The sequence below is a fragment of the Nocardiopsis sp. NPDC049922 genome (assembly GCF_040660275.1).
Taxonomy (GTDB): Bacteria; Actinomycetota; Actinomycetes; order Streptosporangiales; family Streptosporangiaceae; genus Nocardiopsis.
On record NZ_JBFAME010000009.1, the window covers coordinates 64,644 to 76,905 of the forward strand.

Here is a 12,262-nt window from a genome sequence, read left to right on the forward strand (position 1 = left end):
TGAACGCGTTGACTCAGGAACCGCGTGCGCTGGAGCAGTCGGGGCAGAGCCCCCAGTAGACGACCTCGGCCTCGTCGACCGCGAAACCGTGGTCGTCGGAGGCGTACAGGCACGGCGCGTGGCCGACGGCGCAGTCGACGTCGGCGATGGCTCCGCACGACCGGCACACGATGTGGTGATGGTTGTCCCCGACCCGGGTCTCGTAGCGGGCCACGGAGCCCTGCGGCTGGATGCGTCGTACCAGGCCCGCGCCGGTCAGCGCCTTGAGCACGTCGTAGACGGCCTGGTCGGACACCGTGCCGAGGCTGTCGCGCACGAGGCCGATGATCGACTCCGTGTCCGCGTGCGGGTGGTCGTGCACCGCGGAGAGCACGGCGAGCCGAGGGCTCGTCACCCGCAGGGCGGACTCGCGCAGCATCCGCTCGAAATCCGAAGGGCTTGGCATGTCCTCAGTCTGACCACTTTTCTGGAGTAAGTCAAATAATGTAAATCCTCCGATGTAGAGTGCGGGCCGCGCGCGGCGCCGGGATCCGCCCCCTCAGGAGGTGGGCACGTCAGGAGAACCGCCGGGCCGGGGCGCCTCGGTAGAGTCGCCAGCGTCCTCCCCCAGGAACGGCGAGAGCGGTCTATGCGCAGCACGGGAAATCCGCCGGGAACCAGAATTCCGAAGGTCGTCGTCGTCAACACCGCGCTGGCCGCCTGCGTGTGGCTGGTGTGGGCGCTCGTGTGGGGGCCGCGGTACCTCGACATCCTCCAGGCCAACTGGCCGGTGGCGCTCACGATGGTGTTCGGCTCGCTCATCGGCGGCGGGACCAGTGAGGGCGGCGGCGCGGTCTCCTTCCCCGTCATGACCAAGCTGCTCGACGTCCCCGCCGACGAGGCCCGCGTCTTCACGTTCGCGATCCAGTCGGTCGGCATGACCGCGGCGTCGATCTCCATCCTGGCGTGCCGGGTGCCCATCGAGAGGCGGGTGGTGGTCCACGGTTCGGCCGCGGGCGTGGTCGGCGTGGTCGTCAGCGCCGTGTACCTGGCGCCCCTGGTACCGCTTCCGATGGTCCGCGTGCTGTTCACGATGCTGCTCGTGGCGCTCGCCGTCGCGCTCCTGCTCCAGCTGTTCCAACGCGGGTACCGGAGGAACCCGGTCATCCCCGAGTGGACCGTCCGGGAACGGGTCCTGGTGATCGGTACCGGATTCGCGGGCGGGCTGCTCAGCGGTGTGGCGGGCGTGGGCGAGAACTGCGTGATGTTCCTGCTCCTGGTGCTGCTGTTCCGCGTCTCGGAGAAGGTGAGCACACCCACGACCGTGATCATGATGACCGTGGTCTCGCTCGCCGCGTTCGCCACGCACGTGTTCGTCATCGGGGACTTCACCGGTGCGGTGGTCGGCTACTGGGTGGCGGCCGCGCCCGTCGTCGCGGTCGGCGCGCCGCTGGGCGCGTGGATCTGCACGCGGCTCACACCGTTCACGATCCGGGTGATCCTGTTCGTGCTGATCGGGAGCGAGCTGGTGAGCACGCTGCTGTTCGTGCCCTTCACGCCCCTGCTGACGGTCCTGAGCCTGACCACGCTCACCGTCTTCACGGTGCTCTGCGTGGCGTTCATCCGGACCGCCCGGTACGCGGCCGGTGGACCCGCGCCGGCGGAGGCCGACGGAACCCGGACCCCGCTGAGGTCCGGAGCCGGGTGACGACGCCGCGGTCCGCCCTCCCGGGAGGGCGGACCGTCGGACGCGCGTGGTCGCGGGTCAGTCGTTGCCGGACTCGATGGCCGCGTGGTCGAGCAGGTCGCCGTCGCCGGAGCCCTCGCCGCGCGAGGCGATCGTCTCGGCGCCGCCCTCGGGCATCGCGCCGATCAGCCCGGTCGCGGCGGCCTGGGCCGCGCCGATGGTGGTCGGGTGGGCGCTCTCGCCGACCATGCCGATGCTGGCGTACTCCTCCAGCTTGGCGCGGGAGTCGGCGATGTCGAGGTTGCGCATGGTCAGCTGGCCGATCCGGTCGACCGGGCCGAACGCGGAGTCCTCCGTGCGCTCCATGGACAGCTTGTCCGGGTGGTAGCTGAACGAGGGACCGCGCGTGTCCATGATCGAGTAGTCCTCGCCGCGCCGCAGCCGCAGCGTCACCTCGCCGGTGACGGCCGTGCCCACCCAGCGCTGCAGCGACTCGCGCAGCATCAGGGCCTGCGGCTCCAGCCAGCGGCCCTCGTACATCAGCCTGCCGAGCCGCCGCCCCTCGTTGTGGTAGGCCGCGATGGTGTCCTCGTTGTGGATGGCGTTGACCAGCCGCTCGTAGGCCGCGTGCAGGAGCGCCATGCCCGGCGCCTCGTAGATGCCCCGGCTCTTGGCCTCGATGACGCGGTTCTCGATCTGGTCGGACATGCCCAGGCCGTGGCGGCCGCCGACGGTGTTGGCCTCCAGCACCAGGTCGACGGCGGTGGGGAAGCTCTCGCCGTTGATGGTCACCGGCCGCCCCTGCTCGAAGCCGATGGTGACGTCCTCGGCGGGGATCTCGACCTCCGGGTCCCAGAACCGCACGCCCATGATCGGGTCGACGATCTCCACGCCGGTGTCGAGGTGCTCCAGGGCCTTGGCCTCGTGCGTGGCGCCCCAGATGTTGGCGTCGGTGGAGTAGGCCTTCTCCGCGCTGTCCCGGTAGGGCAGACCGCGTTCGGTCAGCCACTCGGACATCTCCTTGCGGCCGCCCAGCTCGTTGACGAAGTCGGCGTCCAACCAGGGCTTGTAGATGCGCAGGGCCGGGTTGGCCAGCAGGCCGTAGCGGTAGAACCGCTCGATGTCGTTGCCCTTGAACGTGGAGCCGTCGCCCCAGATCTGCACGCCGTCCTCGAGCATCGCGCGCACGAGCAGGGTGCCCGTGACCGCCCGCCCGAGCGGGGTGGTGTTGAAGTAGGCCCGACCACCGGTCCGGATGTGGAACGCCCCGCAGGCCAGAGCCGTGAGCCCCTCCTCCACCAGGGCGGCGCGACCGTCGACCAGGCGGGCGACCTCCGCCCCGTAGTCGGCGGCACGCCCCGGCACCGAGGCGATGTCGGGTTCGTCGTACTGGCCGATGTCGGCGGTGTAGGCGCACGGGACGGCGCCCTTCTCGCGCATCCACGCGACCGCCACCGAGGTGTCGAGGCCACCGGAGAAGGCGATGCCGACGCGTTCACCGACAGGGAGAGAGGTGAGTACCTTGGACATGGCAATAAGTATGCACGAAAATGAATGATCATGCAAGACGGGCGTCGGACCAGGCACGCCGGGTGGCCGCGGCGCCCGTGGGCGCGCGACCACCCGGGGCGGTCAGGAGTGGGCGACCGTCAGGCACGGCCGCCGGGAACGACGGTCAGGGCCGGGCCGCGGACAGCACGACGTCCGCCAGGCGGTCGGCCGCGTCCGGGCGCCCGAGCGCGCGGGCGTTCTCCTCGATCCGACGACGGCGCTCGGGGTCCGCCAGCAGCGGCTCGACCGCCTCCCGCAGGCGGTCGGCGCCGACCTCGTCCAACAGCGCGACCGCCGCACCCGACTCCTGGAGGTGCCGGGCGTTGTGCCGCTGCTCGTCACCGGCGGACGTGGCGAGCGGGATCAGCGCGGCGGCCCTGCCCAGCGCGGTCAGCTCCGCGATCGTCCCCGCGCCGCTGCGCGAGACCACGACGTCGGCCAGCGCCAGCACGTCGGGCAGCTCCGGGCCGACGAAGTCCGTCAGGTGGTAGCGGACGAGCAGCTCGGGGGCGAGGTCGCGGGTGGCCTCGCGCAGTGGGTCCAGGTGGGCCGCGCCGCACTGGTGCACGACGTTGGCGCGCGTCAGCAGCCACGGCAGCAGGTCGCGGACGGTGCCGTTGATCTGGGCCGACCCCTGCGCCCCTCCGGTCACGTAGACCGTGGGCAGCGACGGGTCGTGCCCCTCGAACCCGAGCCCCTCGGCGGCCCGGTCCGCCCGCCCGCGCAGCACCTCGGGGCGGACCGGGTTGCCGGTGATCACCGCGCGGTCGCGGACGTCGTCGGGCAGCAGCTCCGTGCTCGACGGCGAGGACACCGCGACCCGCGCGGCACGGCGGGCGAGCACCTTGTTGGCCAGTCCGAGGCGCACGGTCTGCTCGTGCACCACCAGGGGACGGCGGCACATCGCCGCGCCCACGCCGACGGGGACCGCGACGTAGCCGCCGGTGGCCAGCACGACGTTCGGCGCGAAGTCGGTGATGATCCGCCGCGCCTGGAGCACGCCGCGCGGCACGTTGGCCATGTCGCGGAGGTTCTCCTTCGAGAGCATCCTCAGCGGGTTGGCCGCCCGGCGGACCTTGCCGACCTCCACCGAGTCGAACGCGATCCCGTTGGACCCGGCCACCCGCTGCTCCAGGCTGTCGGCGGCGCCCACCCACAGCACCTTCAGGGCGCCCCCGTCGGCCTCCAGCCGCTCGCGCAGGGTGTTGACGACCGTCAGCGCGGGATAGGTGTGCCCGCCCGTTCCCCCTCCGGTCACGATCAGACGCAGTTCCTGGGTTCGGCTGTTGTTCACGGGTGTCCCATCTGTGCTCGCCCGCCGGCGCGCGCGGGTCGAGGGTCTCTTCGGTCGCGGGGAACCCCTCGGCGGACCGGTCGGGTCGCACCGGGGTCGACATGCACGGTAGCCGCCCGGGGAGCCCACCGCACGCGGGACTCCGGTCGGCCCCATCTCCCCCATCCACACCACCGTTGCCAACCCGACGAAGATCTCTTGCGTTTTTCACGAATTTCATGAAGGTTTTCCACAGAACCTCCGCACTTCGTCACCCTTCGTGCCCAAAAAGCTACGATGAGACTTCATGCGGTGTCTGGCCCACGCACTGCTTCCAGGAGGAAGCCGGAAGGAGCCACGTTGGCGCGACCGAACCGGAACCAGTCCGCCCCCGCGGCCGCCGCGGCCCGGGTCCGCGGACGCCGAACCGTCCTCCTGAGCGGCGTCCTCGCCGCCGCGCTCACCGCGTCCCCGCTCCACGCGTCGCCCGCCGCCGCAGGGGACGGGCACCGGCGCGCACCCGCGGAGTGCGAGGCCGACCCGCTCGCCCCGCCCAAGCGCGAGATGCGCGCGGAGTGGATCGCGGGCGTCTACAACATCGACTGGCCGAGTGAGCAGGGCCTGACCCCGGAGCAACAGCGCGCCGAGCTGGTCGACCTCTACGACGAGGCCGGGGCCAACGGCCTCAACGCCGTGTTCGTGCAGATCCGTCCCACCGCCGACGCCTTCTGGCCCTCACCGCACGAACCGTGGTCGGAGTGGCTCACCGGCCAGCAGGGCCGCGACCCCGGCTACGATCCCCTGGAGTTCGCGGTCGAGGAGGCCCACGCCCGCAACCTGGAGTTCCACGGGTGGTTCAACCCCTACCGGGTGGCCATGCACGACGACCCGGGCAGGCTGGTCGAGGGGCACCCGGCCCGGCGGAACCCGGACTGGGTGTTCGACTACGGCGGGCGCCTCTACTACGACCCGGGCATCCCCGAGGTGCGCGCGTTCGTGATCGAGGCGATGATGCACGCGGTCGAGAACTACGACCTCGACGGCGTGCACTTCGACGACTACTTCTACCCCTATCCCTCGTCCGGCGCGGCGATCCCCGACCGGGACACCTTCGAGCGGTACGGCGGCGCGTTCGACGACATCGGCGACTGGCGCCGCGACAACGTCAACCGCCTGGTACGGGAGATGAGCGCGGCGGTGCACGCGGCGAAGCCGCACGTGCGGTTCGGGATCAGCCCGTTCGGGATCTGGCGGAACGCGTCCAGCGACCCGAACGGCTCCGACACCCGCGGCTTCGAGTCCTACGACAGCATCTACGCCGACAGCCGAAGATGGGTCCGCGAGGGGTGGCTGGACTACGTCAACCCGCAGGTCTACTGGGAGATCGGCCTGCCGGTGGCCGACTACGCCGTGCTGGTCCCCTGGTGGGAGGAGGTCACCGCGGGCACGGGAACCCACCTGTACATCGGGCAGGCCGCCTACAAGGTCGGCAACGACGGCGCCTGGTCGCGGCCCCGCGAACTCGCCAGACACGTGGAGATGGATCGCGCCCACCCCGGTGTGCACGGCGAGGTCTACTTCAGCGCCACGTCCCTGCGCACCAACGCGGCCGACGCCATGGCGATCCTGGCCCGCGAGCACTACGCCCACCCCGCCCTCGTGCCGGTGACGCCGGACCGGGGCGGCGCGGCGCCCGGGCGGCCGGTGGTGGTCGGGGCCGAGGAGGCCGACGGCGACGTCCGGCTGACGGTCCGCGCCGGGCAGGGCCCGGCGCCGGCCTACTACGCGGTGTACGCGTTCGAGGGGCACGACGGCCTCAGACCGACGCCGTGCCGGTTCGAGGACCCGCGCTCGCTGGTCACCACCGTGCGTGCCTCGGACGGCAGGGAGACGGTGCTGACCCTGCCGGGTGGGACCGGCGCGCACACCTACTTCGTGACCGCGCTCGACCGGCTGCACCACGAGAGCGACCCGAGCAACCCGCGCCGCCTGCCCTGAGCGCGGACGGGCCCGCCTACGCGCGCGTGGCTCTGCGGCGCGGTGGGGCGGGCTCGATGCCGGGGTCGGGCACGCGCTCGGGGACGTCGCGATCGGTGAAGGGCAGCGTTCCCGGGTAGCCGACGGCCAGGGCGACGTGCCGCCCGGCCAGCTCGCGCGCCGCCGGGACGGTCAGGACCGGATCGCGGGCCAGGAGTCGCACGGCCAGTCCGCCGAGGAGGGCGTGGGCCGTGGCGGCGGCCTCCTCGGGGTCGCAGGGGCCGAAGTCGCCCGAGGCGACGCCGTCGCGGACCGCCGCGGCGAAGGGCTCGCGCATCCGCGCGTAGAGGCTGGTCAGCGCGTTCGCCAGGTCGGCGGAGCGCACGGCGCGGCTCTCCAGCTCCGACCACAGCATCCACTCCCGCACGTCGTCGGGGGTGAGCGGCAGCCAGAAGTCGACCAGGTCGGCGACGCGCTCGGGCGGTGAGGTGCGGCCGACGCCCTCGGCCAGGTCGGCGGACCGCGCGTGCTCGCGGTCCAGGGAGTGCGCGATGGCCGCCGCCAGCAGCTGGGTGCGGGTGGCGAAGTGGTAGTGGATCAGCGCCGTGGAGGACCGGGCGCGCCGGGCGATCTCGGCCAGGCGCACACCGTCGTATCCGTCCCGGGCGATCAGCTCGACGGCGGCGTCGAGGATGCGGGTGCGGCTGTCGCTGGAGGTCATGGCGCCATTCTTTACCATCGGGCGCTTGTGTCGCAGTTCACTCTGACTTTAAGATCAGTCAAATTGATTTTAAAGTCAGGCCCCGAGGAGTGCACATGCCAGACCCCCACGGCATCCGACGGCCGTCCACGGGAGTGGCCACGGACGAGGTCTTCCAGGTCGAGACGCACGGCGCCGACCGCATCCCGCTCAGCGACCGCCACGGCGGCCCGCGCGAGCTGTTCTGGGTGTGGTTCGGCGCCAACCTGACCTTCACCTTCGTCATCAACGGCGCCCTCGTGGTCGGCTTCGGCCTCTCCTTCTGGGAGGCGACCGCGATCTTCCTCATCGGCAACCTGGCCTTCTTCGCGGTCGGGGCGGCGTCGATCACCGGCGCCCGCACCGGCTCGCCCACCCTCGTCGTCGCCCGTGCCCCGTTCGGGCGCTGGGGCAACTACCCCGTGGCCGTGCTCAACTGGCTCGTCAGCATCGGCTACATCATCCTGAACACGGTCGTCGGGGTCCTCGCCCTGGCCGTCCTGGCCGACACCGTCGGACTGGGCGACGGCGCGGCGGTCCGCGTCACCGCCCTGGTCCTGATGATCGTGTGCACCGCCAGCGTCGCCGTCTGGGGACACGCCACCGTCGAGGTCATGCAGCGCTGGCTGGGCGTTGGCCTGGTCGTGTGCACGGTCGTGCTCGGCGCCCTCGTCCTGCCCCAGGCCGACCTGTCCGTCACCGCCCCGACCGAGCCCCGCCTGTGGGCGTGGAGCCTGGGCCTGGTCGTCGCCGTCTCCGGCGGCGCCCTGTCCTACATCGCCATCTGCGCCGACTTCACCCGCTACCTGCCCGCCGACAGCCGCGCACGCGGGATCACCCTGGCCACCGGGCTGGGCGCGATGCTGCCCTCCGTGGCGCTGGGCGTCATCGGCGTCGCCGCGGCCACCAGGGTCGGCACCGACGCGGACACCGACCCCGTCGAGGCCGTCGCGGGCCTGCTCCCGGTCTGGTTCCAGGTTCCGTTCCTGCTGGTCGTGGTGGGCGGATCGGTCACCAACACGATCATGACCCTCTACTCCTCGGGGCTGAACCTCCAGGTCCTCGGCGTGCCGCTGAGGCGCGCCCGGACCGTGCTGATCCAGGTCGTCCTGGTCACCACGGGGTCGGCGGTCGCCCTGTTCGTCGTCGACTTCACCGCGGCCGTCCTGTCCCTGCTGTCGGTCATGGTCGTGGTCTTCACGCCCTGGGCCGGGGTGTTCCTCACCGACGCCGCCCTGCGCCGCGCCCGCTACGACGCCGCCGGGCTGCACGACCTCCACGGCGGCCCCTACCGCTACACCCGCGGGTTCCACCGCTCGGGCCTGATCGCCCTCGCGGTCGGAACCGTGTTCTCGGCGCTGGCCGCCGACTCCGAACTGTGGCTCGGCCCGCTGGCCGCCGCCGTCGGCGCCGACCTGTCCCTGCTGGGCGGTCCGATCGCCGGAGCCGTCTACTACCTGCTCGTCCGGGGCCGGGTGGGCCCGACCACCGGCCCGGACACGAGCACCACCGCATCCACCATCGAAGGAGACCGTCCATGACACGCTTCGCCCCGCTGTTCGGCCCCGACATCACGTTCCTCGGCATCGACCGGTGCGACCTCGACCAACCCGCCACCTGGGCCGACTCCGAGGCGGTCATCATGGGGGTGCCCTTCGACGGGGGCACGTCCTACCGTGCGGGCACGCGCTTCGGCCCGCGCGCGCTCCGGGGGACCGACTACCTGCCGCACGACGGGCGGCGCCCGCACCTGGCGGTCCGCGCCGACGGCCTGGTCGAGCTCAACGTCAGGGACGCGGGCGACGTCGACTGCTTCAACGGCGACATCGAGGGGATGGTCGAGAACGTCCGCGAGGCGGTGACCAAGGTCGCGGCGGCCGGGAAGATCCCCGTCATGCTGGGCGGCGACCACACCATCGCCCTGCCCGACGTGCAGGGTGTGGCCAGCCACCACGGGTGGGGGCGCGTGTCGGTGATCCACTTCGACGCGCACGCCGACACCGGAGACATCGACTTCGGGTCGCTGCTCGGCCACGGGCTGCCCATGCGCAGGCTGATCGAGTCGGGCGCCGTGCGCGGCGACCGGTTCATCCAGATGGGGCTGCGCGGCTACTGGCCCGAGGAGGAGACGCTGTCCTGGATGGCCCAGCAGGGCATGCGCTGCTACGAGATGAGCGAGATGGACGCGCGCGGCCTCAACACCTGCCTGGACGAGGCCTTCGCCCTGGCCACCGACGAGTGCGAGGGCGTGTTCCTGTCGGTCGACGTGGACGTCGTCGACCCCGGGATGGCCCCGGGCACCGGGACCCCGGAGCCGGGCGGCCTCACCTCGCGCCAGCTGCTGGACGCCGTGCGCCGCATCTGCGTGGAGCTGCCCGTGGTCGGCGTGGACATCGTGGAGGTGTCCCCGGACCACGACCACGCGGACATCACCGCGATGCTGGGCAACCGCGTCGTGCTGGAGGCGCTGTCGGGGATCGCCGCCCGCCGCAAGGGGCAGGGCTGGGACCCCGCCCGGCCGCTGCTGGACGGCCGCTGACCGAACCCGGCCGTCACGCCGCGACTCGTCGGGCCCCGGAGCACACCGCTCCGGGGCCGCCGTGCCGACCGGATGGCCCCGCACCCGCGTCCGCCCGGTGTGACCTCCCACTCCTCCCCCGCTCGCGTGACCGGGCGCGGGACATCCGCCACTACCTTGAGGTGAACACCGGAGGGAGGGGGGAGCAGCGTGGAACACCACCTGCGGATCGGCGAGGTGGCCGAGCGCACGGGGCTGTCCCTGCGCACGATCCGCTACTACGGCGAGGTCGACCTGGTCGTTCCCTCCGCGCGCTCCCGCGGCGGCTTCCGGCTCTACACCGAGAGCGACGTCGACCGTCTCCAGCTGATCAAGCGGATGAAACCGCTCGGGTTCAGCCTGGAGGAGACCCGTGACCTGCTCACCGCCGTCGACGGCCTGAGCGCGCCCGGCACCGGGGCGGACGAACGCACCGCACTGGCCGAGCGCCTGGACGCCTTCGAGGCGGCCATCGCCGACCGCTGCGTCACCCTGCGCCGCCAGCTGGACATGGCCGAGGAGTTCGCCGAACGCCTGCGCGAGCGGCGCGCGGGTCGCGGCGCCGACCGGCCGGTGTGAACATCCCGACCCCGCCTCACCGATCGTCACACCGGGTCAGCGCGCCCGGATGAGGGGATGTGCCCCCGATCCCCGCCCTGTCAGCGGGAACGGCGTCCGGCGGCGTCCCCCTGTGAGGGTTGTCTCAGTCGCGCACAGTGACGCAAAACCTCACGTAACGGTAGAGTCGCTCTCGTTGGGCCCACGCACCCTCCGCTGACCCACCGACGACTTCCCGACCCTCCCGGCGACACGTTCCCCGGGGACCACGGTCGGGCACGCGGCGACGCAGCCGCGCTCCGGGGCGCCGACCCGTACCGCGCCGGAACACCAGGCGCCACCCCACACCCTCAGGTGCGGGCCGCCGCGCGCCGTCACCGCGCCACCAGACCCGAACACCGCGGCCCTGGCTGTGGGCTGCCCGACCCCAGATGGGTTCCATGAATCTGCCGCTGAAGACCTCCTCACGAACGTGGAAGTCCCGCATCCCCAACGCGGCCCAGATCCGCGCCGACGTGCTCGCCGGGCTGGTCGTCGCGCTGGCCCTGATCCCCGAGGCCATCGCCTTCTCGATCATCGCCGGCGTCGACCCCCGCGTCGGGCTGTACGCGTCCTTCGTCATGGCCGTCTCCATCGCGTTCCTGGGCGGCCGTCCCGCGATGATCTCCGCCGCCACCGGCGCCATGGCCCTGGTCGCGGCCCCGCTGTCGATGGAGTACGGCCTCGACCACCTCCTCGCCGCCACCATCCTCGCCGGAGTCCTCCAGGTCGTGCTGGGCCTGCTCGGGGTGGCCAAGCTGATGCGGTTCGTGCCGCCCAGCGTCATGACCGGGTTCATCAACGCCCTGGCCATCCTCATCTTCCTGGCCCAGATGCCGCATCTGGTGAACGTGGGCGTGCCGGTCTACGTCATGGTCGGCGTCGGTCTGGCGATCATCTTCGGCCTGCCGTACCTGACCAAGGCCGTCCCGGCGCCGCTGGTCGCGATCGTGGTGCTGACGGTCGCCTCGATCGCGCTGGGCCTCCAGGCCCGGACCGTCGGCGACATGGGCGAGCTGCCCGACAGCGTGCCGGTGCCGTTCCTGCCGGACGTGCCGTTCACGTGGGAGACGCTCACCGTCATCGCTCCGTACTCCCTCACCCTGGCGCTGGTGGGTCTGATGGAGTCGCTGATGACCGCCAAGGTCGTCGACGAGCAGACCGAGACCTCCTCCGACCACTCCCGCGAGGCGCGCGGGCAGGGTGTCGCCAACGTCATCGTCGGCTTCTTCGGCGGCATGGCCGGGTGCGCGATGATCGGCCAGACGATGATCAACGTCTCCTCCGGCGCCCGCACCCGCGTCTCCACGTTCCTGGCCGGTGCGTTCCTGCTCATCCTGTGCGTCGGGCTGGGCGACGTCGTCGGCATGATCCCGATGGCGGCCCTGGTCGCGGTGATGATCTTCGTGTCCGTCGTCACCTTCGACTGGCACAGCGTCGCCCCGGCCACGGTCCGCAGGATGCCCTGGACCGAGACCCTGGTCATGGTGGTCACCGTCGCGGTCGTGGTCTACACCCACAACCTGGCCCTGGGCGTGATCATCGGGGTGATCGTGTCGATGGTGCTGTTCGCGCAGAAGGCCGCCACCCAGGCCGACGTGACCAGCGTGCTGGACCCCGAGGGCGGCACGCGGGTGTACACGGTGCACGGGGAGCTGTTCTTCGCCTCCACCAACCAGCTCGTCGGCCGGTTCGACTACCAGGAGGAGAACCTGGCCAAGGTGATCGTGGACATGTCCGAGGCGCACGTGTGGGACTCCTCCGCCGTCGCCGCCCTGGACCACGTCTCCGAGCACTTCCGCAAGCACGGCGTCGAGGTCGAGATCACCGGCCTCAACCAGCCCAGCCAGCGACTGCACAAGGAACTGACCGGCACGCTGTCCGGCGGACACTGAGCGCACC

General features: G+C 71.8%; 10 protein-coding genes. 6 read left to right on the top strand and 4 right to left on the bottom strand.

The window, feature by feature from the left end; all coding sequences use genetic code 11:
* Positions 1 to 13 precede the first annotated feature (13 nt).
* Entirely contained in the window at positions 14 to 445 is a 432-nt protein-coding gene (locus AB0I72_RS17760) for a Fur family transcriptional regulator (protein ID WP_358569423.1), read from the bottom strand.
* Between the two features lie 183 nt (positions 446 to 628).
* On the opposite strand from AB0I72_RS17760, the gene AB0I72_RS17765 reads away from it, so the two are divergent.
* Positions 629 to 1,687: a TSUP family transporter gene (locus AB0I72_RS17765; protein ID WP_358569426.1), complete on the top strand. Its 1,059-nt coding sequence runs from the start codon at positions 629 to 631 to the stop codon at positions 1,685 to 1,687.
* 57 nt (positions 1,688 to 1,744) lie between these two features.
* Here the strand turns inward: AB0I72_RS17765 and argG are convergent, their stop codons facing one another.
* Positions 1,745 to 3,196, bottom strand: coding sequence for an argininosuccinate synthase (gene argG, locus AB0I72_RS17770; protein ID WP_358569429.1), 1,452 nt, complete (start codon positions 3,194 to 3,196; stop codon positions 1,745 to 1,747).
* 145 nt (positions 3,197 to 3,341) lie between these two features.
* Positions 3,342 to 4,511, bottom strand: a complete 1,170-nt coding sequence (locus AB0I72_RS17775) for a UDP-N-acetylglucosamine--N-acetylmuramyl-(pentapeptide) pyrophosphoryl-undecaprenol N-acetylglucosamine transferase (protein WP_358569432.1) — start codon at positions 4,509 to 4,511, stop codon at positions 3,342 to 3,344.
* A 339-nt stretch (positions 4,512 to 4,850) separates the two neighbouring features.
* Here AB0I72_RS17775 and AB0I72_RS17780 point away from each other — a divergent pair, with 339 nt between their 5' ends.
* Positions 4,851 to 6,488 carry a family 10 glycosylhydrolase gene (locus tag AB0I72_RS17780; RefSeq protein WP_358569435.1) on the top strand — a complete coding sequence of 546 codons (1,638 nt, stop codon included), beginning with the start codon at positions 4,851 to 4,853 and terminating at the stop codon, positions 6,486 to 6,488.
* 16 nt (positions 6,489 to 6,504) lie between these two features.
* Here AB0I72_RS17780 and AB0I72_RS17785 read toward each other — a convergent pair whose 3' ends face one another.
* A complete protein-coding gene (locus AB0I72_RS17785) occupies positions 6,505 to 7,188 on the bottom strand; it encodes a TetR/AcrR family transcriptional regulator (RefSeq protein ID WP_358569438.1) in 684 nt (227 codons plus the stop codon).
* A 95-nt stretch (positions 7,189 to 7,283) separates the two neighbouring features.
* Between AB0I72_RS17785 and AB0I72_RS17790 the strand changes: the two genes are divergently transcribed.
* The 4 genes from AB0I72_RS17790 (at position 7,284) to AB0I72_RS17805 (ending at position 12,255) form a co-directional block, all read left to right on the top strand.
* Positions 7,284 to 8,747: a cytosine permease gene (locus tag AB0I72_RS17790; protein WP_358569441.1), complete on the top strand. Its 1,464-nt coding sequence runs from the start codon at positions 7,284 to 7,286 to the stop codon at positions 8,745 to 8,747.
* Positions 8,744 to 9,745 carry an agmatinase gene (speB, locus tag AB0I72_RS17795; protein ID WP_358569444.1) on the top strand — a complete coding sequence of 334 codons (1,002 nt, stop codon included), beginning with the start codon at positions 8,744 to 8,746 and terminating at the stop codon, positions 9,743 to 9,745. Before AB0I72_RS17790 ends, speB begins: the two co-directional genes overlap by 4 nt.
* Before the next feature lie 189 nt (positions 9,746 to 9,934).
* Positions 9,935 to 10,342, top strand: coding sequence for a MerR family transcriptional regulator (locus tag AB0I72_RS17800; RefSeq protein ID WP_358569447.1), 408 nt, complete (start codon positions 9,935 to 9,937; stop codon positions 10,340 to 10,342).
* A 410-nt stretch (positions 10,343 to 10,752) separates the two neighbouring features.
* A complete protein-coding gene (locus tag AB0I72_RS17805; RefSeq protein WP_358569450.1) occupies positions 10,753 to 12,255 on the top strand; it encodes a SulP family inorganic anion transporter in 1,503 nt (500 codons plus the stop codon).
* Positions 12,256 to 12,262: the final 7 nt, after the last annotated feature.